The sequence below is a fragment of the Roseofilum capinflatum BLCC-M114 genome (assembly GCF_030068505.1).
Classification (GTDB): domain Bacteria; phylum Cyanobacteriota; class Cyanobacteriia; order Cyanobacteriales; family Desertifilaceae; genus Roseofilum; species Roseofilum capinflatum.
The window spans coordinates 1-25,873 of the sequence record NZ_JAQOSO010000041.1 but is presented as its reverse complement, the minus strand read 5'-3'; the positions used below and the strand labels follow the sequence as shown (position 1 = coordinate 25,873).

General features: G+C 47.0%; 23 protein-coding genes. 13 read left to right on the top strand and 10 right to left on the bottom strand.

Going from position 1 to position 25,873, the window contains the following annotated elements:
* Window positions 1–68 precede the first annotated feature (68 nt).
* The 7 genes from PMG25_RS08350 to PMG25_RS08320 all read left to right on the top strand — a co-directional run bounded on the left by PMG25_RS08350 (window position 69) and on the right by PMG25_RS08320 (window position 9,301).
* Window positions 69–746, top strand: coding sequence for a Uma2 family endonuclease (locus tag PMG25_RS08350; protein WP_283766442.1), 678 nt, complete (start codon window positions 69–71; stop codon window positions 744–746).
* A 33-nt stretch (window positions 747–779) separates the two neighbouring features.
* Complete coding sequence (locus PMG25_RS08345) at window positions 780–1,787, top strand: tetratricopeptide repeat protein (protein WP_283766441.1); 1,008 nt, start codon at window positions 780–782, stop codon at window positions 1,785–1,787.
* An 89-nt stretch (window positions 1,788–1,876) separates the two neighbouring features.
* The gene (locus PMG25_RS08340; protein ID WP_347178779.1) at window positions 1,877–3,718 is read left to right on the top strand and encodes an ABC transporter ATP-binding protein; all 1,842 of its coding nucleotides are present in this window, start codon (window positions 1,877–1,879) and stop codon (window positions 3,716–3,718) included.
* An 88-nt stretch (window positions 3,719–3,806) separates the two neighbouring features.
* On the top strand, window positions 3,807–4,541 hold the full coding sequence (locus tag PMG25_RS08335) for a cytochrome c biogenesis protein CcdA (protein ID WP_347178776.1): 735 nt from the start codon (window positions 3,807–3,809) through the stop codon (window positions 4,539–4,541).
* Between the two features lie 7 nt (window positions 4,542–4,548).
* Window positions 4,549–5,919 (top strand): cytochrome c biogenesis protein, encoded by a 1,371-nt coding sequence (locus tag PMG25_RS08330; RefSeq protein ID WP_283766438.1) that lies wholly within the window; start codon window positions 4,549–4,551, stop codon window positions 5,917–5,919.
* A gap of 97 nt (window positions 5,920–6,016) precedes the next feature.
* Window positions 6,017–7,201, top strand: a complete 1,185-nt coding sequence (gene dxr / locus PMG25_RS08325; protein ID WP_283766437.1) for a 1-deoxy-D-xylulose-5-phosphate reductoisomerase — start codon at window positions 6,017–6,019, stop codon at window positions 7,199–7,201.
* A gap of 387 nt (window positions 7,202–7,588) precedes the next feature.
* Window positions 7,589–9,301, top strand: a complete 1,713-nt coding sequence (locus PMG25_RS08320) for an alpha/beta hydrolase (protein ID WP_283766436.1) — start codon at window positions 7,589–7,591, stop codon at window positions 9,299–9,301.
* 47 nt (window positions 9,302–9,348) lie between these two features.
* Here PMG25_RS08320 and PMG25_RS08315 read toward each other — a convergent pair whose 3' ends face one another.
* The 4 genes from PMG25_RS08315 to PMG25_RS08300 all read right to left on the bottom strand — a co-directional run bounded on the left by PMG25_RS08315 (window position 9,349) and on the right by PMG25_RS08300 (window position 15,261).
* Complete coding sequence (locus PMG25_RS08315) at window positions 9,349–11,499, bottom strand: Tex family protein (protein ID WP_283766435.1); 2,151 nt, start codon at window positions 11,497–11,499, stop codon at window positions 9,349–9,351.
* Window positions 11,500–11,694: 195 nt separating this feature from the next.
* Window positions 11,695–12,423 carry a RadC family protein gene (radC, locus tag PMG25_RS08310; protein WP_283766434.1) on the bottom strand — a complete coding sequence of 243 codons (729 nt, stop codon included), beginning with the start codon at window positions 12,421–12,423 and terminating at the stop codon, window positions 11,695–11,697.
* Window positions 12,424–12,570: 147 nt separating this feature from the next.
* Window positions 12,571–13,527, bottom strand: a complete 957-nt coding sequence (locus PMG25_RS08305) for a phosphoribulokinase (RefSeq protein WP_283766433.1) — start codon at window positions 13,525–13,527, stop codon at window positions 12,571–12,573.
* Window positions 13,528–13,677: 150 nt separating this feature from the next.
* Complete coding sequence (locus PMG25_RS08300) at window positions 13,678–15,261, bottom strand: B12-binding domain-containing radical SAM protein (RefSeq protein WP_283766432.1); 1,584 nt, start codon at window positions 15,259–15,261, stop codon at window positions 13,678–13,680.
* Window positions 15,262–15,367: 106 nt separating this feature from the next.
* On the opposite strand from PMG25_RS08300, the gene PMG25_RS08295 reads away from it, so the two are divergent.
* The 4 genes from PMG25_RS08295 (at window position 15,368) to PMG25_RS08280 (ending at window position 21,155) form a co-directional block, all read left to right on the top strand.
* A complete protein-coding gene (locus tag PMG25_RS08295) occupies window positions 15,368–16,480 on the top strand; it encodes a TIGR03032 family protein (protein WP_283766431.1) in 1,113 nt (370 codons plus the stop codon).
* Between the two features lie 244 nt (window positions 16,481–16,724).
* Window positions 16,725–20,417 (top strand): Calx-beta domain-containing protein, encoded by a 3,693-nt coding sequence (locus PMG25_RS08290; RefSeq protein WP_283766430.1) that lies wholly within the window; start codon window positions 16,725–16,727, stop codon window positions 20,415–20,417.
* A gap of 76 nt (window positions 20,418–20,493) precedes the next feature.
* Entirely contained in the window at window positions 20,494–20,811 is a 318-nt protein-coding gene (locus PMG25_RS08285) for a DUF433 domain-containing protein (RefSeq protein WP_283766429.1), read from the top strand.
* A complete protein-coding gene (locus tag PMG25_RS08280; RefSeq protein WP_283766428.1) occupies window positions 20,808–21,155 on the top strand; it encodes a DUF5615 family PIN-like protein in 348 nt (115 codons plus the stop codon). Before PMG25_RS08285 ends, PMG25_RS08280 begins: the two co-directional genes overlap by 4 nt.
* 51 nt (window positions 21,156–21,206) lie before the next feature.
* Here the strand turns inward: PMG25_RS08280 and phnD are convergent, their stop codons facing one another.
* The 6 genes from phnD to PMG25_RS08250 form a co-directional block, all read right to left on the bottom strand.
* On the bottom strand, window positions 21,207–22,247 hold the full coding sequence (phnD, locus tag PMG25_RS08275; protein WP_283766427.1) for a phosphate/phosphite/phosphonate ABC transporter substrate-binding protein: 1,041 nt from the start codon (window positions 22,245–22,247) through the stop codon (window positions 21,207–21,209).
* 620 nt (window positions 22,248–22,867) lie between these two features.
* Complete coding sequence (locus PMG25_RS08270; RefSeq protein WP_283766426.1) at window positions 22,868–23,128, bottom strand: ribbon-helix-helix domain-containing protein; 261 nt, start codon at window positions 23,126–23,128, stop codon at window positions 22,868–22,870.
* Between the two features lie 111 nt (window positions 23,129–23,239).
* Window positions 23,240–23,803 carry a Uma2 family endonuclease gene (locus tag PMG25_RS08265; protein WP_347178777.1) on the bottom strand — a complete coding sequence of 188 codons (564 nt, stop codon included), beginning with the start codon at window positions 23,801–23,803 and terminating at the stop codon, window positions 23,240–23,242.
* A 133-nt stretch (window positions 23,804–23,936) separates the two neighbouring features.
* Window positions 23,937–24,332 carry a hypothetical protein gene (locus tag PMG25_RS08260; protein ID WP_283766424.1) on the bottom strand — a complete coding sequence of 132 codons (396 nt, stop codon included), beginning with the start codon at window positions 24,330–24,332 and terminating at the stop codon, window positions 23,937–23,939.
* An 18-nt stretch (window positions 24,333–24,350) separates the two neighbouring features.
* Window positions 24,351–24,719 carry a hypothetical protein gene (locus tag PMG25_RS08255; protein WP_283766423.1) on the bottom strand — a complete coding sequence of 123 codons (369 nt, stop codon included), beginning with the start codon at window positions 24,717–24,719 and terminating at the stop codon, window positions 24,351–24,353.
* Window positions 24,679–24,885: a hypothetical protein gene (locus PMG25_RS08250; protein WP_283766422.1), complete on the bottom strand. Its 207-nt coding sequence runs from the start codon at window positions 24,883–24,885 to the stop codon at window positions 24,679–24,681. Before PMG25_RS08250 ends, PMG25_RS08255 begins: the two co-directional genes overlap by 41 nt.
* A 28-nt stretch (window positions 24,886–24,913) precedes the next feature.
* Between PMG25_RS08250 and PMG25_RS08245 the strand changes: the two genes are divergently transcribed.
* Complete coding sequence (locus tag PMG25_RS08245; RefSeq protein ID WP_283766421.1) at window positions 24,914–25,546, top strand: nucleotidyl transferase AbiEii/AbiGii toxin family protein; 633 nt, start codon at window positions 24,914–24,916, stop codon at window positions 25,544–25,546.
* A complete protein-coding gene (locus tag PMG25_RS08240) occupies window positions 25,536–25,739 on the top strand; it encodes a hypothetical protein (RefSeq protein WP_283766420.1) in 204 nt (67 codons plus the stop codon). Before PMG25_RS08245 ends, PMG25_RS08240 begins: the two co-directional genes overlap by 11 nt.
* Window positions 25,740–25,873 lie beyond the last annotated feature (134 nt).

Genomic DNA, 25,873 nt, shown 5'->3' with positions numbered 1-25,873 from the left:
GAATTAGACTTAATATCCCATAGAGCCAGAAAACTGCTGTATCTTCCATAACTGAGACTCCGAATCCCATGGTTCAAACTCCCCCTATCCCCCAAACGCTCTATCCAGAAACGGATGGATTACCTATGGCTGAAAATACGGTTCAATATCGTTGGATTGTTCGCTTGGTGAGCAATTTGAGACGCTTGTTTGCTCACCAAAATGTGTTTGTGGCTGGCGATCTATTCTGGTATCCTGTCCAGGTGAATGCTCCGCCGGTTCCTGTGCAAGCTCCCGATGCGATGGTGGTGTTGGGACGACCTGGGGGCGATCGCAAAAGCTATAAACAATGGGAAGAAGAAAATATCGCGCCTCAAGTGGTTTTTGAGATTTTGTCTCCCAGTAATTCCCGTAATGAAATGCTCGAAAAACAAAGGTTTTACCAAAAATATGGGGTGCTGGAGATGTTTTTTTATGACCCAGAGTCTCGCGATTTTTTGGGATTGGTGCGGGGGAGCAAAGAGGAAGAGTTTAGGTTAATTACACCCCTGAATTTACCCTGGAGTTCGCCTTTGTTGCAAATCCGTTTTGAGTGGTTGGGGGAGGATTTAGCAGTATTTTATCCGAATGGGGAACCGTTTCAAGACCCAGAGGAGGTGATGGAGGAGCGCGATCGCATTCAACAAGAGCGCGATCGCATTCAAGAAGAGCGCGATCGCGCATTCGCCAAACTCCGAGAACTCGGTATCGACCCCAACCAACCTTAAAATGGAATAGCAAAATGACAAGAGGATGGGGAGATGTTCAGACAACTTCGGCGCTGGTTAGCACAACTTTGGCAATGGTTTAAGGGTTTATGGTCTTCCTCTCCTAGCTCCTCAGCCGATACTGCAACGATTTGGCCCACGGATACGGACTATGAAATGCGGTTTATGTCTTTTCTAGAGGGTGTTCATCACGGGAAAAGTCAAGTTCTCCAAGATTGGGAAGCCTTACAACAGGAGTATTCAGAAGAGCAATGGATCGCTTGGTTAAAGCGCTTTGGCCAAAAAGTTACCGAAAGTTCTGAACCGAATGACCAATTGGCAGAGCGTCTGATACGCTTGGGGGAAGTCGGTTGTGGTGAATTGGGAGCAGTGGCAACAGCGATCGGCGAACAGCTACACCCCCCAACGCCTGAAATTTCTTTAGATGAGGATAATCCTCAAGTTTGGTTCGATCGCGGTAAACAATTACTCGATGAAGATGACCAAAAGGCTTTAGAATCCTTCGATCGCACCCTGGAACTTGACCCTAATCACGATCGCGCCGCCATTAATCGCGGGAATGCGCTGATGAACCTGGGAAGACATGAAGAGGCGATTTTGGCCTACGATCGCGCCCTAGAATTAAACCCCAAGGCAGATTTGGCTTGGGCGAATCGGGGGAGTGTATTTTTTGATCTCGAAGACTATGAACAGGCGATCGCCAGTTGGGACAAGGCTCTAGAATTAAATCCCAAAGATCTCGAAACTTGGCATAATAAAGGCATCGTTCTAGGGGTCAAACTCAATCGGTTTGAAGAGGCGCTCAATTGTTTTGACCAAACCCTGGCACTGCAACCGGAGGATGTGCAAACTTGGTTTAATCGAGGCATTGTCTTAGCCGCCTTAAATCGATGGGAAGAGGCTCTAGAAAGTTGGAACCGAGCAACCGATCTGCAACCGGATTTTCAGGATGCTTGGATTAATAAAGGGGTAGCATTACAAAAATTAGGTCGCTATGCAGAGGCGATCGCCGCTAATCAACGGGCTATAAATCCCAGTTAATGCCTAGGGATTTTGGTAAAATGCCTGTATTTACCAGTAAATTTACTGTTGTACTCCCAAATCTACCCTTACCTGTTAGTGCCATCTCCATGAATGACTCGGTTTTAGATGTTTGTAATCTCACGGTTGAATTCAAGACGGATGAGAAAGTGATTCAAGCGGTTGATCGAATAACTTTCTCGGTTCAACGAGGACAAACCCTAGGCATTGTGGGAGAATCTGGCTCAGGAAAATCAGTAACTTCCTTAGCCATTATGGATCTGGTTCCTCAACCTCCGGGAAATATTGCTAGTGGTGAGATTTGGTTTCATCCTCCAGAGGGCGATCGCCTGAATTTGCGCGATCTTTCCCCGAAACAGATGCAACAGTACCGGGGTAGCCAAATCTCGATGATTTTTCAGGAACCGATGAGTTCCTTAAATCCGGTGTATACGATTGGGTTTCAGTTGGTGGAAGCGCTCCGATTTCATCAATCGATTTCTGTCTCAGAAGCGAGACGACAGGCGATCGCCCTCTTGCAAGAGGTGCAATTGTTGCCCAAGGATGAGAGTTTAGAACAACAGGTGTTAAGTGAATTTGCGGAACCGCCTGGCGATCGCCAACTGCAATCTGCGATCAATCGCCAAAAACAAGCCATCCTCGATCGCTATCCCCACGAACTCTCAGGGGGCCAATTGCAACGGGTAATGATTGCCATGGCAATTTCTTGCAACCCTACCCTATTAATTGCCGATGAACCCACCACAGCCTTAGATGTGACCGTGCAAGCGACGATCCTCAATCTCCTCCGGGACTTGCAAAGAGCCAGGGGTATGTCCCTAATTTTTATTACCCATGACTTGGGCGTAATTGCTGAAATTGCCGACAGTGTGGTAGTCATGTATCAAGGGCAAATTGTCGAATCTGGCTCCGTTCTCGATATTTTTTCCCATCCCCAACATCCCTACACCCAAGGTTTGTTAGCCTGTCGCCCCCGGCCTGATTTACGCTTGAAATATTTGCCCACCGTGGCGGATTTTCTGGAACAAAAGTCTGCTACAAGTGTCACAAAAATTACTGAAATTAATCCCCAGGAAGTTGAGCAGCGCCTCGAAAAACTCTATCAACAATCCCCCCTAATGGTGGTCAAAGACCTGAAAGTAGGCTTTCCCAGCAAAGGTATCTGGGGACAAACTCAACGCTACACCATGGCAGTCAATGGGGTATCTTTTGAGGTCTATCCGGGCGAAACATTAGGCTTGGTGGGAGAATCGGGTTGTGGTAAAACTACCCTAGCGCGATCGCTGTTGCAATTGGTTCCTTCTATGGGGGGGATGATGGCCTTTGAAGGCGAACAGCTTCAATCCTTAAATGTCAAGGCTTTGCGCTATTTTCGCCGACAGATGCAGATTGTCTTTCAAGACCCCTATAGCTCATTAGATCCGAGGATGTCCATTGGCGATGCAGTCATGGAGCCGTTGGTGATTCATCAGGAGTTAGATTCTAAGTCTAAAAAGCGCGATCGCGTGCGCTATCTTCTAGAAAGAGTCGGACTCGATCCCAGTTGGATGACTCGCTATCCCCACGAGTTCTCCGGAGGACAGCGCCAACGGGTCTGTATTGCCCGCGCTCTGGCATTGAATCCGAAGTTTATTATTTGTGATGAGTCCGTCTCTGCGCTGGATGTATCCGTACAAGCTCAGGTGCTGAACCTGCTGAAGGAACTGCAAGAGGAGTTTGAGCTAACCTATATTTTCATCTCCCATGATTTGAGTGTCGTCAAGTTTATGAGCGATCGCATCATGGTCATGAATCGCGGTAAAGTAGAAGAAATCGGCCCCTCTGAGCAAATTTACACCCATCCCACCCAAGAATACACCCGCCAACTGATTGCGGCCATTCCCACCGGAACCTTAGAGGAGATTGAACAGCGCCAAAACTCCCCCCGTTAACTCTGATGAAAACTTATTCTTATAGGGTGAAAAGTTGACCCTTTTTAAGTTTTAATTTTTTCGGCTGTCTTCGACCTGAAAATTTTTAATGGATATGCTCGAAACCCAACTCTATCACCTGCAACAGTTCGCCGATCGCCTCGTCGATACGCAACTGGCTCACCTCAATCCTGTGAGTATTGGTCTCATTTTTATCGCGGGACTGCTCACCAGCTTAACCCCCTGTATGCTCTCCATGCTGCCCCTCACCGTTGCCTATATCGGCGGCTACGAAACCGAAAACCGCCTACAATCAGCCATTCAGTCCCTCTGGTTTGCCGCCGGTTTAGCCACCACCCTCGCCCTCCTCGGAGTCGTCGCCGCCCTCGTCGGTCAAGTCTATGGTCAAATCGGTATCGGCTTACCCATTATCGTCAGTATTATCGCCATCCTCATGGGACTCAATCTCCTGGAAGCCTTACCCCTGCAACTGCCCGCTTCCGGGGGCATGGATTGGATTTCGCCTAACTTCCCCAACAGTGTGCGCTCCTATCTCATCGGCTTAACCTTCGGCTTAGTCGCCTCCCCCTGTAGCACCCCCGTCCTCGCCACGCTGCTGGCTTGGATCTCCACCACCCAAAACCCGATCCTCGGTAGCGGTTTACTCCTTGCCTATACTGCTGGCTATGTGTCTCCCCTGGTACTCGCGGGAACCTTCACCGCTTCGATTAAAAAACTGTTAGCCCTGCGGCAATGGTCAGGATGGATCACTCCTACCAGTGGCGTGTTATTAGTAGGATTTGGGGTAATTTCGCTCCTGTCTCGTCTTGTACCGATTAGTTAATGTTCTGATGACTTCCGATCAAAATGCTTCTGCTCCGCTCCCCTTCAACCCCCTGCAATGGTGGAAAAAACAAGTCCTGCCCACCTTAGCTGATTTACGATTAGCGATTATCCTGCTGCTGGCGATCGCCCTCTTCAGCATTTCCGGTACAGTCATAGAACAGGGGCAATCTCTCGAATTTTACCAAGCCAACTACCCCGAAGACCCCGCCCTATTTGGCTTCCTCTCCTGGAAAGTCCTCTTAACCATTGGCTTAGATCATGTTTATAGCACCTGGTGGTTTTTAGCCCTGCTCGTCTGGTTCGGATCGAGTTTAACCGCTTGCACCTTTACCCGCCAACTGCCCACCCTGAAAGCGGCTAACCGGTGGAGCTATTACAAAACCCCCAAACAATTTCAAAATCTGGCGCTCAGTACCCAACTCAATCAAGGCTCCAATGACCAACTAGAACCTATCCTCAAACAATATGGGTATCGCGTCTTTCGGGAAGGCGAAATGCTTTACGCTCGCAAAGGCATCATTGGCAGAATTGGCCCCATTATCGTTCATGCCAGTATGTTGATTATCCTAGCCGGTTCCATCTTAGGCTCCCTCACCGGATTTATGGCCCAAGAAATGATTCCCAGTGGCGACACCTTCCAAATTAAAAATATCATCGAAGCCGGGCCCTTTGCCCAATCCCAAGTCCCCAAAGATTGGTCAGTGCGGGTGAATCGCTTTTGGATTGACTATAGTCCAGAAGGCAGAATTGAGCAGTTTTATTCCGATTTATCCGTCTTAGATAATCAGGGCGAAGAAGTCAAGCGCGAAGAAATCCATGTGAATCAGCCTTTGCGCTATCGGGGGGTAACCTTGTATCAGGCCGATTGGGCGATCGCTGCTGTTAAAGTCAGAATTAATAACTCTCCCATCTTCAAGATTCCCATGGCCCAACTGCCCATTCAAACCGAGGGCAGAATCTGGGGAACCTGGATACCCACCAAACCCGACATGAGCGAAGGAGTCGCCCTAGTCACCAAAGATTTACAGGGAACCCTCGTCGTTTACGATAATCAAGGACAACTCATCGGAACCGTGCGCCAGGGTATGGACATCGAAGTAAATGGGGTTACCCTAAAAGTTTTAGAAGTCCTGGGTAGCACCGGATTACAAATTAAAGCCGATCCTGGTATTCCCGTTGTGTATACCGGATTTGGGCTATTAATGATTGCTGTCGTCATGAGTTATTTTTCCCACTCTCAAATCTGGGCACTACAAAGCGGAGATAACTTTTATGTGGGCGGAAAAACCAACCGCGCTCAAGTCACCTTTGAACAAGAAGTGCTGAAAATCCTTGACCAAGTGCAGGACAATACACCATCACCGATCAAAACTTAGCCCATTTTTATCTTCTCTGCGATCGCCAGAAGCTATCAACGGTTAACTCTCAACTGGTATAGTGGGTTTTGTGATCCCCGATTCTGTACAAAAATCCGTGAAAGCAATTACTCTCCTTGGTTCCACCGGTTCGATAGGCACTCAAACTCTTGATATTGTCTCTGAACATCCCGATCAATTTCGCATTGTTGGCTTGGCAGCCGGTAATAATGTTACCCTTCTGGCGCAACAGATTGAGCAATTTCGACCGGAAATTGTAGCTATTTGTAATCCCGATAAATTGCCTGAATTGAAGGCGGCGATCGCCTCAGTCGATCCCCAACCCATTTTAGTCGCTGGAGAAGCTGGGGTCGTCGAAGTCGCTGGTTATGGTGATGCCGAAAGTGTGGTCACCGGAATCGTCGGCTGTGCCGGACTTCTGCCCACCCTAGCTGCCATTAAAGCTGGTAAAGATATTGCCCTAGCCAATAAGGAAACCCTAATCGCCGGTGGGCCAGTGGTCTTACCCTTGGTCGAAGAATATGGTGTAAAATTATTACCCGCAGATTCCGAACATTCCGCAATTTTCCAATGTTTGCAAGGTGTGCCCCAAGGAGGGTTGCGTAAGATTATTTTAACCGCATCTGGCGGGGCATTCCGGGATTGGCCCGTAGAAAAATTAGCCCAAGCCAAGGTCAGTGATGCCCTGAAACATCCCAATTGGTCGATGGGACGCAAGATTACCATTGATTCAGCCACCCTGATGAACAAGGGTCTAGAGGTGATTGAAGCCCATTTCTTGTTTGGTATGGATTACGACAACATCGAGATTGTCATTCATCCCCAAAGTATTATTCACTCCTTGATTGAGGTTCAAGATACTTCCGTTTTGGCGCAGTTGGGATGGCCGGATATGCGCTTACCTTTGCTTTACGCGCTCTCTTGGCCAGAGCGAATTTATACCGATTGGGAAACCTTAGATTTAGTCAAAGCGGGCAATTTAACCTTTAGACACCCGGATCATGATAAGTATCCTTGTATGCAATTAGCCTATGCTGCCGGGAGAGCTGGGGGATCGATGCCTGCGGTATTAAATGCGGCTAATGAGCAAGCGGTGGCTTTATTTTTAGACGAGAAAATCGGCTTTTTAGAGATTCCCCAGGTAATAGAACAAGTGTGCGATCGCCACCAGAATACCTCTCATCCCTCTCTAGAGGATATCCTAGAAGCCGATCGATGGGCCAGACAAATGGTTTTAGAGGTCGCAGATGGGGTCAAACGTGATTTCTTAGTGATGCGCTAACTCATATCAAGTCGGATTAAATACCCTAATTAAACATCCAGGGAGCAAGATGCTCCCACTCCAGTAGGTTCGTGCGGGTTTCCGCAAGCGGACATGAATACAAAAATAGTCGTCAGTCTACAAGATTTGGGTATAACCCGCCCCTACAGAGATCTGTAGCGTAAATGATTTGATATTACACAACACTCAGAGGGACTTTCTTACTCATTACTCATTACTGATTACTTAACAGCGCGAAGCGCTGTATCTAAAGAATTCGAGGAGTGCGGGCATCTTGCCCGCTTCAACCCAACCTGCTCTGCTATAGGATTGACTGTTCTGGATTAGAGTCCCAAACTCAGTATATTAGAAACAGTCATATTCTCAAATTTCAGGAGTTTCCTTTCTATGAAAATTAGAAGTGGGTCACGAATCTGGGGAAAGGTTAAAAGTTTAGGAATTCCCCAGAGTATAACCGCCGTCATTTTAAGTGCATCAACAGCAATTTTTACTGCTCTACCTAGTTATAGTGCGGAACAAATTGTTTTAAATTATGGACTTTTAGAATTTTATTTATCTGTTTCGGATCTAGAGTCCTTTGCTGAGACGGGTGCGGTGAGCGACCAACTCGGTTTTTATCTGAAATTTCTGACCCCAGAGGGACAAGAGAATTTTCGGCAAGTGCTGATCTCTCCCTTAGAAACACAGGCTGCTTTAGAAGCAGGATTACCTGGAGATGTTGAAGTTGGGCCGGTTGCCATTTCTAAGTTTTTCTCGTCTCCCATGGGTCGGGGAATCATCACCGATTTAGGAAAAATATTACAAACTGATTCCCGATTTAATGGCGGATCGTCTATCCGTGCAGCCCTAGTTTTATCAGCGGCCGATCCAGAGGGGATGACGTTGTTAAATTTCCTGAAAAAATTTCCAACTCGTCAATTGCGCGTCAATGCTAATGAAATTTTTGTCCTGCGAAATGCTCTAGAGACTTTGATTAAAACGACCGATCAAGTGGTGGCTGAAATTGAACTGAAAGCAGAGGAAGAAATCCAAAGTGAAGCCGATATTGACTATGAGCAACTCCCGGATATTCGCGAACCGGGAGAGAGGGAGTTTACCACGAAGCAAATCGAATTAGTGGATGAGGAGCGCGATCGCCGCTTTTATGTCGATCTGTATATTCCCGAACATAAAAAGAACGAAAAACTCCCGGTTTTGATTATTTCCCACGGTTTAGCCAGCCACCCCGAACACTTTATACGCGGCGGATCAATTTTGGCTTCCCATGGGTTTTTCGTTGCCATTCCCCAACATCCCGGTAGCGATTTGCAACATCTGCAAAACTTGCTCACAGGTCGAGAATTTGAAGTGTTCGAGCGCTTGGAATTTATTAATCGTCCCCTCGATATTCAATTTCTGATCGACGAACTAGAGCGACGGAACCGCTCAGAATTGGGCGATCGCCTAAACTTAGACACTATTGGGGTTGGAGGTCATTCCTTTGGCGGCTATACAGCTCTCGCTTTAGCCGGAGCAACCATTGATTTTCCTACCCTAGAACAGCATTGCCCACAAATTTTAGGATCGGCAGATGTTGCCTTGCGCTTGCAATGTCGCGCTCTCAGTCTAAAATCTGAAGAATATCAACAGCATACCTTACACGATCCCCGCGTCAAAGCCATTTATCTTCTGAACCCAGTTAGCCGCTTATTCGGTCAATCAGGAATGGCAAAAATTAATATTCCGGTATTAATGGCTGGTGGAGACAGCGATCCGGTTACTCCCCTGATCTTTGAACAAGTTCAACCCTTTACCTGGTTAACCACAACCCATAAATATCTCTGTCTTCTCTACGGTAGCTCCCACACCGAACAACTCACCAAGCTCACCATGTCTTTAGTGCCTCAAGTGGGAGAACTGGTGGAACCTGACCCGCAAATTGTAGGAACTTATGTTCGCGCTCTGGCTGTGGCCTTTTTCAAGGTTCATTTACTCAATGATGAGAGCTATAAACCTTATTTAACGGCTGCCTACTCCGATTCCATTACCATCGATCCTTACCTGGTGAACTTAATTCATTCCTTTACCCCAGAAGAGTTGGAATTAATCCTCAATAATTAAGTCCCTCAACTCCACTAGGGAGGGTGAAGGGGACTGGGAAATCAGGACTAAACCTTCAACGACAAACCAATTCGTTTTAACTTCTCATTCACCTCCAAAACCCTCACCTTCACCACCTGTCCCACCTTGACAATATCCTTCGGATCGCTCACAAAACGATCCGCCATTTCAGAAATATGAATTAACCCATCCTGGTGTACCCCAATATCCACAAACGCACCAAAATTCACCACATTCGATACCACCCCCTCTAAAATCATCCCCTCTTTTAGGTCTGTAATCTCGTTTATGCCCTCTCTAAACGTCGCATATTCAAATTTGGCTCTAGGGTCGCGTCCGGGCTTCTGAAGCTCATTCACAATGTCTTTGAGCGTGGGCAATCCGATCGCCTCCGTCCTGTAGTTTTCCAAGCGAATTTTACTCACCCGATCCGCAATTTCTCCAACTCTCGCCAACGGCAAATCCAGATCCTGCACCATCTGCTCCACAATGCCATAACTCTCTGGATGCACCGCCGTATTATCCAACGGATTCTCACCCTCACGAATTCGCAAAAACCCCGCCGCTTGTTCAAACGCCTTCGGCCCTAACTTCGACACTTTCAGCAACTGACGACGATTCTTAAACGCCCCATTTTCATCCCGGAACTTCACCACATTCTTGGCAATGGTGGGCGTAATTCCCGACACAAACGACAACAACTGCATCGAAGCCGTATTTAAATCCACCCCCACATAATTCACGCAACTTTCCACCGTTTCGTCTAACTGTTTTTTCAGCAATTTCTGATCCACATCATGCTGATATTGCCCCACGCCAATCGATTTCGGGTCAATTTTCACCAATTCCGCCAACGGGTCTTGCAAGCGCCGACCAATACTAATTGCACCCCGCACCGTCACATCTAAATCGGGGAATTCCTCCCGCGCCAAATCACTAGCCGAATAAATCGAAGCCCCCGATTCATTCACCATCACCTTAATCGGTTTGCGCTCTAAATTTTGCAACACTTCGGTCACAAATTGATCCGTTTCGCGGGAAGCCGTACCATTACCGATCGCAATCAACTCAATGCTATACTTCCCAATCAGCTTCACCATAACCTGGGCCGCCTCCTGCCGTTTCCGCTCTCCCTGGTGGGGAAAAATCGCCTGATACTCCAGAAACTTCGCCGTCTCATCCAACACCGCCACCTTACACCCCGTGCGAAATCCGGGGTCAATCGCCAGCGTCGGCTTCATTCCTGCTGGAGGAGAAAGCAGCAGCTCCCGCAGATTCGTTTCAAAGGTTTGGATAGACTCAATATCCGCCGCCAATTTACACTCACTGCGAATATCCGAGGTTAAAGACGGCTTCATCAAGCGATTAAAGCTATCCTCAATCACCCCCTGAAACCAGGGACGCAACACCCGGTTACGGGTACGGAGAATCTGGCCTTCTAAGGTCTCTAGGATTTTATCGCGATCGCAGTCCAAATCCAGCTTCAAAACCTTCTCCGCCTCTCCCCGCAACAAAGCCAACCAATTATGAGCCGCAATTTTGCTCACTGGAGCGCTATAATCGCGATACATCTCATATTTTGTCGTTCCCTCCGGATAATCCTTCTTGATTTGGGAAACAAACGCCCCCGTTTTTATCATCTGCTCCCGAACTTGCGCCCGCAAAGTCGCCGTTTCCGCAATTTGTTCGGCAAGAATATCACCCGCTCCTTTGAGCGCCTCTTCCACCGTCTCCACCCCTTTTTCTGCATTTAAATAGGGTTGAGCCAACTCCTCTAAAGACGAAACCGAACCTTGAGAACGATTCAAGTCTTGCAGCAATTGCGCCAGGGGTTCGAGTCCCTTTTCCTTCGCAATAGTAGCGCGAGTTCTGCGCTTCGGTTTATAGGGCAGATACAGGTCTTCCAGTTCCGTTTTCTGCTCACAGTTCTCAATTTGCGCTTTTAGCTCATCCGTCAGTTTTCCTTGACTCTCAATCGACTCTAAAATCGTCTTTTTCCGCGCTTCCAGTTCCGAGAGATAGAGAGAGCGGTCAGCAATTTCTCGCAACTGCACTTCATCAAGCGAGCCGGTTCTTTCTTTCCGATAGCGAGCAATAAAGGGAATCGTCGCCCCTTCTTGCAGCAGTTCCAGCACATTCTCCACTTGAGAGAGATTGAGGTTTAATTCTTGGGCAATTTGTCGCGGAATTTGTAGCATGATTCATTCACAATACTATTTTTAATCAATTTTTGCATAGACCAGATTTTGCCCTCTCCCTGTATCCCTCTCCCACGGGAGAGGGACTTGTACCCCTTCTCCCGCAGGAGAAGGGGTTAGGGGATGAGGGCAAAATGCTGATTGCTTCAAAACGCTATATAAAATAAAAACAATAACCCGTTCAGTAAATAAAGCTTAACCGAACTCCTGATAATTATCCCATAAATTCGTAGTTTGACGCAAACTCTGATGGGAACCCTGACCTAAAATCAAGTGATCTAACAACGGAATACCTAACAATTGAGCCGCTTGTAATAACTGTTTCGTTAGCTCCAGATCTTCCTCACTCGGTTCTGTGCTTCCCGTAGGGTGATTATGGGCAATAATCAAACGACTTGCCCCTTGACGAATCACTTCTCGAAAGATTTCTCTAGGATGGGCTAAAGTTTCCGTTGCTGTGCCGATGGTAATCACTTTAGTGGCTAAAATTTGGTTTTTAACATCCAAAGATATCACAGCAAACTTTTCTTGATTTTGCCACATTAACTGATGACTCAAAACCGCCGCCGCTTCATCTGGACTATTGATTTCTCGCTTGACTGGTCGGCATTCAAACACCCGTTTTCCTAATTCGATGGCGGCTAAAATGGTGGTGGCTTTAGCTGGCCCAATACCATGAATTTTAGTTAATTCTTGGGGACTAATATCTCGCAGCACTTCTAGAGCGTCGCGCTGCCCATCTGTAAGTTCTTTTAACAGATGTTGTCCTAATCCCATGGCCGATAATTTGCCCTTGCCTTGCCCGGTTGCTAACAAAATGGCAATTAACTCGGCTGCGGTTAAATGACTCGCTCCTAGCTCAATTAGACGCTCGCGGGGGCGTTCGCTGGTGGGCAGATCCAGCATCCGGATACTGTACGTCATTTCAATTAAAAATTAAAAATTGAGAGCAATCATGCCCTCTCCCTATATCCCTCTCCCACAGGAGAGGGACTTATTCTCTTCTTCTCCTACTACGGTAGAAGGGGCTGGGGGATGAGGGCAACTGGTTCACTACAGGAGGATAAAGATTTACTCGTAAACATTGGCGGCTTTCAACATATGATAAGTAATCAACAGTTGAGTGAGTGCCAAGGGATAACTTTGCAGAATTTCGCCGGTTGTGCCCACCAGTTTCCCAATTTCTTCATTGCCTTCTAAACTACAGAATTTTCCTAGATAAGGTACATCACTACAGAGTATTTTTTCCAGTTCTTTGACTTGTTCATCTGTGGCATGACCATCGACTTCTAGGACATCAACGGGCTTATTCATGTCCCGGTCTAATTCGAGACGGATAGCAGAACTGAGGTGCGATCGGCTCGGTTCCAAAATACCGGTAAAATCAGGGTGGGGAATGGTAGGACGCAAGACTAAACGCACATCTAATAAGAGGTCGTTTTCTTCGGTTCGATCTTCTGGAGGATAGAAACTGACGACAATATCCGACCATTGTCGTTGGGGACGGATAAATTGCTCTGAGTCAGATTCCCGTTTGCGGAGTTGCTCCATGACCTGTTCTTCTGTGTATCCGCGTTTGCGGGTATCGCGCTTAACTTTCCACTGACTGCGGAGATCTTCGGGGGGAGCAAGATAAACTTTAACGTCAAAGCTATCTCTGGCAACGCGAGTGGAATAACTCAAGAGTCCTTCAACAATCACAAACCGTTTGGGTTCGATATATTCGGGGGGATCGAACATCCCCGTATCGTGATTGTAAATGGGTTTGAGGATGGGTTGACCGGTTCGCAGTAGCCCTAGATGTTGTTGGATAATATCCAGATAATTACAATCGGGGTGCAGTGCAGAGATGCCCATTTCTGCCCGTTGTTTACGGTCATATCGGTGGTAGTCATCTGTACAAATCACAGTAACGCTGTCTTCTCCAAGAACTTGAGCGATTCCCTTCGTTAAGGTAGTTTTACCAGCAGCGCTATCACCGACAATGCCAAGGAGAATTGGGCGATTGGAAAGGTTACGAGTGGGCATGATTTAGGGGTTACCAAGTCTAGGGGTTAAGCTGACTTATGATACCATGAAAGGGAACAGAGAACAGGAGCCTCTGGTTTAAGGAACATTTGGGGTCAACCTAGGGTTCACCAGAGACTCCTATTCAGGTCTGAGGATCTCAGGGCTGAGTTAAGAATGAGCAAGTGAATCGAGAACAGATGGAGTGGTTTGCAGTTGTTTTTGTTTCTGCTTAAACTCTTGAAGTTGCGCCTGAATATCATCTCGAACAATGGTGCGATAGACCATAAAGTGTTCTATATGGGCACAAACGATTAAATAATGCTCCCAAACGGCAGGATTTTGTCGCAGAATTGAGAATAAGTGATGCCAGAATTTCCAGCGCGTTTTCCGTTTAAAGCCTTGTCGCCAAACCACAATACTTAGGGCGCGTATATCTTTCCAATTGGGGATTTTGGCTGGAGGAGTTGCCTTGGGCGCTCCTAATTTGAGGAAACAGCGATAGGTGCGGTCTAAAAATACTTCTGGATCGTATAATGTCCAAAAAGCATCCACAAATTCTTGGGCAATTTCTTCAATGGGACGAGTGGGAATAAAGTTCATTAATGTCCGTTGATTGATATCTTGTCTGCCATCATAAAAGAGCCGTCCTTCTTTTTCTAAGCGATCCCATAGGGCGGTTGTGGGTAGGGCTTGCAACATGCCAAACATGGCGGTGGGAATGGCGGCTTGTTCGACAAAGCGAATGATGCGATCGGCGGCTCCTTTTTTCTCTCCATCAAACCCAATGATAAATCCAGCCATGGGGCGTAAACCATGGCGAGTGATGGTATCGACGGCTTCGGCTAGAGAGCCTCTTGTATTTTGGAATTTTTTGGTTAAGGTTAGGCTGTCTTCATCTGGGGTTTCAATGCCTAAAAAGACGGCATCAAAATAGCATTCGACCATGAGATCCATCAGTTCTGGATCTTGAGCTAAGTCAACGGATGCTTCGGTGTTAAATCTGAAGGGATAGCTATGTTCTGCTTGCCAAACTTTGAGTTCTTTGAGGAGTCGTTTGACATTGCGTTTGTTGCCGATAAAATTATCATCGACCATGAATACGCCTCTGCGCCAACCCAATTCATAGAGGTAGTCGAGTTCTTTTAGGAGTTGTTGGGGGTCTTTGGTGCGCGGTTTACGACCATAGAGGGTGATAATATCGCAGAATTCACATTGAAAGGGACAGCCACGGGAAAATTGCACGGACATGGAGTCATAGGCATCGAATTCTAGCAGGTCGTATCGGGGAATGGGGGTGGTGGTTACGTCGGGTTTTTCTGTGGCTCTTAAGATGCCGCTTGTTTCTCCTTTCTCTAAGGCTTCGACGAGTAAAGGTAGGGTGATTTCTCCTTCATCTAAGACGAGAAAATCGGCTCCAGCCGCTTGTGCTTCGTCGGGGACGGAGGTGGGATAGGGGCCGCCGACTGCGACTAATTTACCTCGTTTTTTGGCTTCTTGAATTTGGTCAATGAGGTCTTGTTTTTGGACGATCATAGCTGAGAGGATAACTAGATCGGCCCATTCCCATTCTGCTTCGCTGACGGGGCGCACGTTGCGATCGCATAATTTAAATTCCCACTCTTGCGGTAAAATGCCCGCTACCGTGATTAATCCTAACGGGGGAAACAGCACTTTCAGGTCGATTAAGTCCAGGAGGGTATCATAAGACCAAAAGGTTTGTGGAAATACGGGATAAATTAATAAGACCTTCACGCTGTGCAGCCCCCTCTTACCAAAAATTAATGACTTACAGCTTAGTTATAACAATAAAATCGGATTTCATCCGATCGCCCTTGGAAAACTCTGAACCAACATTCCTATGACTCTTGACCCCCAACTGGCTTCTCCCCCGAATACGGCGATCGCCTGTGATGCCGATCCTGGCTTTATCGAATGGCTTGCTCAGGCTAATCATAGTCTGATTTTAAGCACCTATCAAGCCGGGAGTGTGGCGATCATGGGATGGAATGGACAGCAGGTTAATTTACTCTTGCGTCAGTTTGATAAACCCATGGGTTTGGCTGTATCCGGCGATCGTCTGGCGATCGCCACCCGTCATCAAGTGATCCTCTGTGCTAACTCCCCCACCCTAGCCACACACTACCTAGAGCATCAACCGGGGCGTTATGATAGCCTCTATTTACCTCGCGTTAGCTACTGGACAGGAGATCTGAATATCCATGACCTCAGTTTTGGCCAAGAGGACATTTGGATCGTCAATACTCGCTTCTCCTGTTTAGCCACCCTCAGCCCTGATTTTAGCTTTGTTCCTCGATGGCAACCCCCGTTTATCACTGAACTTGCGCCGGAAGATCGCTGCCACTTGAATGGCCTAGCTATGGTTAACGGAAAACCCAAGTATGTCACTGCTCTGGGTAAAACGAATACTGTTGGGGGATGGCGATCGAATAAAGCCACAGGCGGCATTATTCTGGACGTAGAGAGCAACGAAATCATTCTAGACGGTCTGTCTATGCCCCATTCTCCGCGATGGTATCAGGGGTATTTATGGATGCTCAACTCTGGTACGGGGGAACTGTGGCGCATCGATCCTAAAACCTGCACTTACGATGTGGTTTGTGCTTTACCTGGCTTTGGTCGCGGTCTAGCCTTTGTGGGAAATACGGCATTGGTTGCCCTATCCCAAATTCGCGAAACGGCTATTTTTGGGGGACTGCCCCTGCAAACGCGATTTCCTCATCTCATCTGTGGTGTAGCGCTTATTAATGTGGAAACTGGAGAGGCGATCGGCCGCCTCACCTTTTCCAGTGGGACTCAAGAGTTGTATGATATCCAAGTCCTGGCTGGAGTCAATCGTCCTACCCTGTTAAATCTGGAAAAACCCGCGACTCGCCAAGCGTTTACTGCTCCTGACTTTGCCTATTGGTTGCGTCCGTCCTCAGAAATACGAGATTCTAGCGATCCAGGGTAGAGGAAATTTGGGTACTCTAGGATGGGAGGCGATCATGCTGGGTATCGCACGGTGCGATCGCTCAATATCAATGCACATTCATAAAAATCAAAAATCCTCTCACCCGTAATTATTAAACTCTGTGGTGATGTTCTCCAAAAGAGAAATCTGTTGATAACATTGACTCCAAACAGATTATCTATAACCTGGTGCGATCGCACCCTATTTCTTGCATTTACCCTTATTGCTCTAGGAGAGAAAATTAATGGCTATCAATCCGGTTGGTTCAGAATTTAGAGTTAATACGACAACAGCAAGTGTTCAACATCTTCCGGCGATCGCCGTAGACAGCGACGGTGATTTTGTCGTTACCTGGACAAGCTACTTCCAAGCAGGAGATCCTCAATCTGGCGTATATGCACAACGCTATAACAATGCAGGGGTTGCTCAGGGTGGAGAATTCAGAGTTAATACCTTTACTGATAGTTTCCAATATGAGTCAACCATTGGCATTGACTCCGATGGGGATTTTGCGATCGCCTGGACGAGCGGTGGACAAGATGGCAGCAGCTACGGCATTTATGCCCAACGCTACAATAGTGCAGGCTCTGCTCAAGGGGGCGAATTTAAGGTTAATGCCACCACTAATGATAGCCAGACTGCTCCTAGTCTGGGCATGAGTCCCAATGGTAGCTTTGCGATCGCTTGGACAAGTAATAACCAAGATGGGAGCGAGAGCGGAGTTTACGCCCAACGATACAATAGCAACGGGACACCAGCCGGTGGAGAATTCAAAGTCAATGCTACCACCAATGGATCTCAATCCTTCCCCGCAGTAGCCATGAATGCCAACGGCAATTTTATTATTGCTTGGCAGAGCAACGGACAAGATGGCAGTGGTGCTGGAATTTATGCCCAACGCTATGACAGCAATGGCAGCCCAGTAGGAGGGGAATTTAGGGTAAATACTTTTACGGCTGACGATCAGCGCAGTCCCTCGGTGGCGATCAATGATGATGGGCAGTTTGTCATTACCTGGGAGAGCGCCAGTCAAGATGGGAGCGAGGCAGGGGTTTATGCCCAACGCTACGATAGTAATGGGGCGGCTGTAGGGAGTGAGTTTCAGGTTAATACCTTTACTACGGGAAACCAGCGATCGCCGGAAGTCACCATGGATAATAATGGGGGCTTTTTTATCACTTGGGAAAGCGCTGGCCAAGATGGCAGTGGAGACGGAGTTTACGCTCGGCAGTATAATTCCCAAGGACAACCGCAAGGTGCAGAATTTAAGGTCAATACTGAGACAGCAAACGATCAGGATAATCCGGCGATCGCCATTTCTGATAATGGGCAATTGGCGATCGCCTGGCAAAGCCAAGGGCAAGATGGTGATGGTACTGGAATCTACGCCCAACGGTATGTCTCCAATACCTTGATTGAATTCTCAGAAGCCACCTATCAAGTCAACGAAGATGGCTCTCTCGTCAATGGTGAAATCACCCTCAACCGCACGGGTAATTTAGATGTCACCTCCCAAGTACGAGTCAATATTACCGGGGGAACGGCTACCGGAGGAGCCAATGGGGATTATGAAAACAGCAACTTCCCCCTCACCGTCACCTTTAATCCCAATGAAACCACTAAAACCGTTCCGGTTACCATTCTCCAAGATCAAGAAACTGAATCCACAGAAACGGTTAATTTCAACCTGGATAACCTCAGTAATGCGGAACTCGGTCAGCAGAGTACCACGGTTCTAGAAATCTTGGATGATGATATTCCGGGTTTGAAACTGGAGCCTCAGACGGGATTAACCACCACAGAAGCCGGGGGAACAGCGAATTTTAATGTCTCCCTCAATACCCAGCCCACTGCTAATGTAACCGTAAATCTTACCAGTAATGACACCACTGAAGGGACGGTCTCTCCAGCCACATTAACCTTTACGTCCCAAAACTGGAATGTCACTCAAGCTGTTACCCTGACTGGGGTTGATGATCAAATTGCTGATGGAAATGTTGAGTATACCATTACCGCCAGCGCCAGCAGTAGTGATAATAATTATAATACCCTTGACCCCGGCCAAGTTACTGTCACGAACACTGATAATGATATTGTTGGCATTACAGTGAATCCCACATCGGGACTGACGACAACGGAAGCGGGAGATACTGACCAATTTTCAGTGGTGCTGAATACCCAGCCAACGGCAGATGTGACCATTCCAGTCAGCAGTAGTGATACCACAGAAGGAACAGTTACCCCTCAAAATCTGGTATTTACACCTAACAATTGGGATACGGCGCAAACCGTTACTGTTACCGGAGTTCCTGATAATATTGAGGATGGCGATATTTCTTATCAGGTACTGCTGGCGGCGGCGACCAGTACAGATACGACCTATAACGGCATCGATCCCAGTGATGTCTCCGTCGTCAACGCGGAAGTCGGACGGGTGATTTTACAGGAGTCTGGGGGGAATACGGCGATCGCCGAAGGGGGGAATACTGATACCTATACTCTACGCCTAAGTCGTCCACCAAGCGGTAATGTGATTGTTTCCGTCGCCGCAGATAATCAATCTACAGCCGTACCCTCAACAGTTGTTTTCACGCCGAACAGTTGGAATGTTGCCCAAACCGTTACTGTCACAGCAGTGGATGATAATGTAGCAGAGGGAACCCACAGTAGCACCATTGGGCATACGGTCAATGCTCCGAGCGATCCCGGTTACAACAACTCCCCTGTGCCAACGGTAACCGCTACCATCACGGATAATGATGGCTCTCCTCCAACGCCAACTCCGACTCCAACCCCGACTCCGACTCCAACACCGAATAGTTCAGTTAGCTTTGTGGAATCTGGGGGTAGCACGAATTTAGCTGAAGGAGGAGCAACGGACGATTATACGGTGGTGTTAACTCGTGAACCTTCTGCCAATGTGATCGTTTCTGTGGTTCCTGATGGCCAGGCCCTGATCACCCCATCGAGCTTTACCTTTACTCCCACCAACTGGAATACGCCACAAACGGCAACGGTACGAGCGGTGGATGATACAGTAGCAGAAGGCAACCATAGTAGTGTGATTCGCCATACCAGCACTAGCACGGATGCAAGTTTTAATAATATTACTCTGGCGAGTGTGACTGCGGCGATCGCCGATAACGATACCACACCCACGCCAACTCCCACACCGACTCCCACGCCAACCCCAACCCCCACCCCAACTCCCACGCCTTCTGATCCGGTTGCGCCTCCTTCTAATCCTACTCCTCCCACCCCAAGTCCTAGTCCTACACCTGCTCCTGGTGATTCAGGAAATAACAACATCTTTGGTACAGCAGGCAATGATGTAATTAATGCCGGGCCTGGAAATGACCAAGTTTCCGGTTTACAAGGCAATGATGTAATTTCTGGTGGCTCAGGAAATGATGGCATTAATGGTAATGAAGGCAATGATGCTATTAATGGTAATGCGGGTAATGACCTGCTGTATGGCGGTCAAGGCAATGATGTCGTCCGAGGCGGCCAGAATGAGGATACCCTTTATGGTAACCAGGGAGCCGATCAACTCTTTGGTGATTTAGGTAACGATCTACTCTATGGCGGCCAGCAGAATGACACCTTGAATGGCGGTGACGGCAATGATACCCTAAGTGGCGATTTTGGCGCAGATATCCTTTTTGGCGGCTCCGGAGCAGATATCTTTGTTTTGCGTACCAGCACAGCAGTCAATCAAATTGAACAAGCTGATTTTATCGCCGATTTCCAAGTCGGAGTCGATCGCATTGGCTTAACAGGTGGCTTAACGTCCCAGAATTTATTGCTGCAAAATGTGGCCGGAAATACGGTCATTCGCGTCAATCCATCGGGTCAAATTTTGGGTATTGTCGCCAATACCCCACCAACTGCTTTTTCTGTTAATAGCTTTGTCCCAGTTAATATCGGCGTAGTCTAAGGGGTATAGATTCTGTAGGGGTGAAACATTTTTGCGCCCCTACAGAATCTATACTCAACTAAGTAAGGAGACCCTAATGAACTTAACTTCTACTCAATACAAATACATAGAATTGAATGAAAGTAACGTTCCCTATATTGCGGGAACAACGATGAAAGTTATTGAATTAATTGCCGGTCATCTTGCTTTTGGCTGGAGTCCTGAAGAAATTAAATTTCAACATCCCTATTTAAGCATGAGCCAAATTTATTCAGCATTAGCTTACTATTGGGATAACAAAGAACAACTAGATGCTGATATTCAGGAACGATTTGAGAGGGTTGAAAAGTTGCGCCAAGAAGCTGGTGAATCTGCTTTGGTTAAAAAACTCCGCAATCAAGGTCTAATTAAATGACCATTGCCCTCTACATGGATGAGCATGTTCGTCGAGCAATTACCAATGGTTTAAAATTGCGTGGAATAGATGTTCTGACAGTACAAGAAGATGGTCGAACTGGTACTCCTGACTCAATTTTACTCTATCGCTCCACTGAACTTAATCGTGTGATTTTTACCCAAGATGATGATTTTTTAGTAATAGCTAACTCTCGGCAGCAAGAGGGAGGAAAATTTAGCGGAGTGATTTACGGACATCAACAGTATCTAACGGTTGGTGAATGTGTGCGGGATTTAGAAATCATTGCTAAAGCAAGCGAACCAGAAGATTTAGTTAACCAAGTTCAATATCTACCGTTGTAACCAAGTTTGTATATCAAGGGATAACTCAATTTCGGTTATCCCATAGAGCATTTAATCTTGAGGCAATTGGTAATCGATGCCTTGTGCCTCCTGAATTGTCCGGATCTGGCTCCAGTCGATTTGGTAGTCGATGGGGATGAATTTATCCTCTCCTGTCCCAGCAAATTCACGCTCTAAGCCAGTTCCTGACCAGTTGAAGGTTAAAAAAGCCTTTTCGATCGCCTTCACCAGTTCTGGATGTAAATTATGGGCATAACCATAGGCCGCATTGGGAAAGGTTTGAGATTGGTAGAGGGAGCGGAATTGACTACAGTCGGCTTCCTGGCGATTACACATTAGTTGCAGGACATCATTGGCGATCGCTGCGGCTTCATAGGTTTGGTTTTGGATACCCAGGATAGACTGTTCTTGAGACCCCGAAAATAGGGCGGTATAGTCTTGATCGGGTTTGAGATCGTAGCCCGCTTCTAGGAGAGCGCGGGGTAAAATGTATCCCGAATAGGAGTTCGTATCCGTAAAGGCTAATTGACGACCGGATAGGTTTTCTAGGGTTTCCAGGGGGCTGGAAATATGGGTTATGATTTCCATTTCATAGCCAAATGTGCCATCCGAGGAGGCCATCATGGCAAAGGGGACAAAACCGGCTTGGTTTACGGCAATGGGAACGGTGCTGGTGCTGAATCCTGCAATGTGGAGTTGACCCTCTTTTAAGGCTTTAATTTGGTCAGCTTTGGACTCTAGGGCTAGGAATTGAACCGGTTTACCTGTAGTTTCGGAGAGATGGGCCATAAATTCAGTCCAAACGGATTCATATTGGGTTGCGTTGGGAATGGGTAGATAGGCAAATACTAGGGGGTCTGGATTGACCCATTCATCGGGGTTGTCTGGGGGATCGGCAACGAGATCTTGATTGCGATCGCAATATCGCTCATCCATCGCATCCGGGCGATCGCATTCCCCCTTAGTTATCTGTTCCTTCTGATCGGGTGGCCCTTGAGAAGGGCCACATCCTGCCAAACTCAGCAGGAGTGCGCCACTGAGAAGCAGCACGGATACTGGATTAATCCCCATTCTTTGAGTTGAGTTCATCATTAAAACATCCTGGAAAAATCAGTCATTATACTTAATCTCTTGTCGATAACTACAGCGCCTATTACCCATTACCTAATTACCGCGCAAGGCGCTATATTGCGCTCTGTAAAGAGTCCTAAATTTGTGTAAACAAGGCTGGCACTCTGAAAAAACTATGTTATTGTAAACAATATAGACACCAAAGCAAGCACTTAAAACCATTGCATTTGGGTTCTAGAACCGGTGTCTATCCTCTAGAGTCCAGTCGCAGTTGAACGTAGTCCTCAAACCAGTGGCAAACCCCCTGCATAAGTCAGCGGTTAAGCCAAACCTGAAGTCCGGAAAGACAGGATTATGGGAAAGCCTAAAGGGTATGGCTGCGAAATATGAAAACCGTAGTAAGTTGATTGTATTTGTTCACTTTTTTAACTCGTAAAACCCTGAAAACTAGAGTTTCTCAAGAATGCTTAGTTTAGGTCTAGCCGCCTCCGGTTAGACCTATGGTCGTTTTAAACCGGTTCAACCGGAATACTTTTTAAATTATCCCTATTTCTAGAGTATCATCAGTAATTTGATAAAGTAATCTATAATCTCATTGAGATCGCGACTAGCTGAAGGAGCGATGATGTAACGATTCATCGTTAACTTTGACGGGCTTGCTTCAGTTTATCTTTCAGTTGAGCAATAACAACTTGACCATCAATACCTTCACCTTGCCTGAGTTCTTCAATGGCTATATCTACTTTCTGTCGGGTTTCTTCTACCCAATTCTCGTACTCTCGATCTCGTCGATCTAGTAATTGTAAAGCTTCAGCAATGACCTCTTCTGGAGTCTGGTATTTTCCACTATTAATCTGTTGTTGGATTAACTCAGCTTGTTCGCTCTTTAAGGTAATATTCATTGGTCTGATTTTGTGAAGAACTATCTACCAATTGTAGCAAAAGCGATCGCCCCAGGGATGGGTGGCATTATCGCCCCCAACCCAACCCAGAAACCGGGTTTCTTTACCTCTCTATTCATCAGTAAAAACAGGGGGCCAAATTTGGTTAATTTGGATTGACCAACCGGGTAAGAGTTCGGGAATAGTTAACTCTTGTTGGTCTTGTAAAATAATGGGTTGAGCATTCGAGCGATAAACCGTTACGGTTTGTAGATCGGGATCGATGAGGAGACCGACTGTACTTCCCAGACTGAGGAATAATTTGAGCTTGTCTTCTAGGGGTTGGATGCGATCGCTCTGAGATTTGATTTCGACGACTAGATCGGGAACCAGATCGCCGAAATAACGAGGGGTGGTTTTGAGTCGTGCTGCACGGACAAAGGAAACATCGGGTGCTTTCAAGTCGCTATTGGGTAAGATAAAGCCACCGGAGGAATCAAAGACTCGTCCTAAACTCCGAGGATAAACCCAAGTAATCAGCAGGCTAATAAAGATCGATCCAATTTCACTAGAGACAATATCTGAAGGCCCCATAACAATGATTTTCCCATCTTCCAGTTCTACCCGGTAATCTCGACCCGATGCTTGGAGATTGGCCTGGACTTGTTCTAAGTCTTTTATGGTCATCAATGACATGGTTGAATTGCCTGGATATGGTACAAAGGCTAGGTTAATTATAGCTTGAGTTAGGGAGCGATCGCCCCCCAACCCCACAAAGAAACCGGGTTTCTGCCATAATTTCCGACGCTCAACCCCCATCTAGCTGGAATCAAATAGTGAGTAAGCTGGGAAAGTCAGTAACCTGTTGAAACTGTTTCCGAAGGCGATCGAGAATCTTTTCATCGACCGTTTCTACGTCGTAAGCACTACTATCAACTGCGGTAATGATTAACCAAGGTTGAGTTTTATTAAAATCGTAGGCTTCAAATTTACCATCAATCACTTGAGTGATGTCTGTCGCCAATTGTAATAACAATGCGCCGGATATCTGTTGTTCCTGATCACAAATTTGGCACAGTTCATCTGCGGTTGCCCCTAAACACTCTAGGTTATAAATTTTCCAGTTTGAGTTGAGGACTTTCGGAGTAATTTGCTGGAGGATATCAATCAGGTTAACTGTTAAGAAACCATCCATTGTTTGGTCAGTAATTGTAATGCCTTGCATAGTTTTGCCTCTTTGTATTTAAGGTGAACTTAAGGGAAAACCGCCACCCCCTTGTCTCTTAAAACCAGACCGGGGGCCAATTCGTGGGTCATTTACTTGCCACAGGTGTTGATGAGGGGGTGAGGTATGATTGGGACGAGGATTACCATTGCGATAGGTTGGGCTGGTAAAGTCAATATCGCGGACTGGATAACCATTGGCATCAAATTCACGAGCCTGATAGATTCTATGGTTAATGGTATCCCATCGCAGTTGTGAGTGAGGCCCTATCGCTCTCGGATCGGGTAGAGGTCGATTTCCACCCAGTAAGCGCTTTGGTTCTTGTCCTGCAAATACTGGTGTCCCATCAGCATAGCGTGCGTGGATAGTTCGATTGGGGTTGGACATCAATCCATTGTATGGCGATTTCAGAGGGAAAGGAAATCGCTAAACGTTTTGGAGAGCGATCGCCCCAGGAATGGGTGGCATTATCGCCCCCAACCCAACTCAGAAACCGGGTTTGTAGCCCTAACTTCCGATGCTCAATAAAGGGAGCGATCGCTGGTATAGTCATGAAGAAGATAGGGAGGGAGCTGAATGTTATGGTACTTAGTGCAGATGCCTTGAGCTTTCAAGAATTTATGAATCGCGAATCTTTTCCATTAGCAACATTACATGGTGCGGTATTTGAGTTTTTACGCGATCGCCAAGATGGGGTTGTTTTTGGAGCGCAGGCTGTGAATGCTTATGTTGGCGAGCCTCGTATGACTCAGGATATTGATGTACTGTCTCCACAAGCAGCAGCTCTGGCAGAGGAGTTACGAGGATACTTAAGCGAACGCTTTTACATTGCCGTGCGAGTGCGACAGGTGAAGGAAGGACAAGGTTATCGCTTATACCAAGTGCAGAAGACTGGAAATCGTCATCTGGTTGATATTCGGCAGGTGGAGGTTTTACCCGCTCATCGTTGTATTGAGCAGGTATTGGTAATGGCTCCTGTAGAGTTGGTAGTGAGTAAGGTAATTTCTTACCATCAGCGACGGGGGAAACCAAAAGCGGGGACAGACTGGCGAGATTTAGCATTGTTATTGCTGACTTTTCCAGAGTTGAAAGTGGAGTCAGGGGAAGTTTTGGCGGGTTTAATGGCAGCAGGTGTGGATGAGTCGGTGGTGTCATTATGGCGAGAGATTGTGAATATGGAGATTGAGGCAGAAGATGAAGATGATGAGTTTTAGAATAGCGATCGCTGAGGTAATGATGGACTATGGTAAAGGCGATCGCCCCAGGGATGGGTGGCATTATCGCCCCCAATCCAACCCAGAAACCCAGTTTCTCACCCCTTGCGCGAACCTATACCTTTTAATCCCCAAAGACCGAGAAACGCCAGCGTCCCCACAGCACTCGGTTCGGGGACACTTTGGGGAGTAGAGTCCGCTACGACTTCCACTTGGTAGCTGACACTCCATTTACTCGACATCAAAACCCTTGGGTTTATAGCCCCCCTTATTAAGCAGGGGGTTTTCATTTTCACAAATTATACCACAACAAAAGCAAAATCTTTG

Coding starts and splice junctions, on each gene's coding strand:
- PMG25_RS08340 (WP_347178779.1), top strand. CDS start 1,877: ATGAATGACTCGGTTTTAGATGTTTGTAATCTCACGGTTGAATTCAAG.
- PMG25_RS08265 (WP_347178777.1), bottom strand. CDS start 23,803: ATGTCATTGATGACCATAAAAGACTTAGAACAAGTCCAGGCCAATCTC.
- PMG25_RS08285 (WP_283766429.1), top strand. CDS start 20,494: ATGAACTTAACTTCTACTCAATACAAATACATAGAATTGAATGAAAGT.
- PMG25_RS08260 (WP_283766424.1), bottom strand. CDS start 24,332: ATGCAAGGCATTACAATTACTGACCAAACAATGGATGGTTTCTTAACA.
- PMG25_RS08295 (WP_283766431.1), top strand. CDS start 15,368: ATGACTCTTGACCCCCAACTGGCTTCTCCCCCGAATACGGCGATCGCC.
- PMG25_RS08240 (WP_283766420.1), top strand. CDS start 25,536: ATGAGTTTTAGAATAGCGATCGCTGAGGTAATGATGGACTATGGTAAA.
- phnD (WP_283766427.1), bottom strand. CDS start 22,247: ATGATGAACTCAACTCAAAGAATGGGGATTAATCCAGTATCCGTGCTG.
- PMG25_RS08350 (WP_283766442.1), top strand. CDS start 69: ATGGTTCAAACTCCCCCTATCCCCCAAACGCTCTATCCAGAAACGGAT.
- radC (WP_283766434.1), bottom strand. CDS start 12,423: ATGACGTACAGTATCCGGATGCTGGATCTGCCCACCAGCGAACGCCCC.
- PMG25_RS08330 (WP_283766438.1), top strand. CDS start 4,549: ATGACTTCCGATCAAAATGCTTCTGCTCCGCTCCCCTTCAACCCCCTG.
- PMG25_RS08335 (WP_347178776.1), top strand. CDS start 3,807: ATGGATATGCTCGAAACCCAACTCTATCACCTGCAACAGTTCGCCGAT.
- PMG25_RS08320 (WP_283766436.1), top strand. CDS start 7,589: ATGAAAATTAGAAGTGGGTCACGAATCTGGGGAAAGGTTAAAAGTTTA.
- PMG25_RS08290 (WP_283766430.1), top strand. CDS start 16,725: ATGGCTATCAATCCGGTTGGTTCAGAATTTAGAGTTAATACGACAACA.
- PMG25_RS08345 (WP_283766441.1), top strand. CDS start 780: ATGTTCAGACAACTTCGGCGCTGGTTAGCACAACTTTGGCAATGGTTT.
- PMG25_RS08315 (WP_283766435.1), bottom strand. CDS start 11,499: ATGCTACAAATTCCGCGACAAATTGCCCAAGAATTAAACCTCAATCTC.
- PMG25_RS08305 (WP_283766433.1), bottom strand. CDS start 13,527: ATGCCCACTCGTAACCTTTCCAATCGCCCAATTCTCCTTGGCATTGTC.
- PMG25_RS08280 (WP_283766428.1), top strand. CDS start 20,808: ATGACCATTGCCCTCTACATGGATGAGCATGTTCGTCGAGCAATTACC.
- PMG25_RS08250 (WP_283766422.1), bottom strand. CDS start 24,885: ATGACTATACCAGCGATCGCTCCCTTTATTGAGCATCGGAAGTTAGGG.
- PMG25_RS08255 (WP_283766423.1), bottom strand. CDS start 24,719: ATGTCCAACCCCAATCGAACTATCCACGCACGCTATGCTGATGGGACA.
- PMG25_RS08245 (WP_283766421.1), top strand. CDS start 24,914: ATGGTACTTAGTGCAGATGCCTTGAGCTTTCAAGAATTTATGAATCGC.
- PMG25_RS08270 (WP_283766426.1), bottom strand. CDS start 23,128: ATGAATATTACCTTAAAGAGCGAACAAGCTGAGTTAATCCAACAACAG.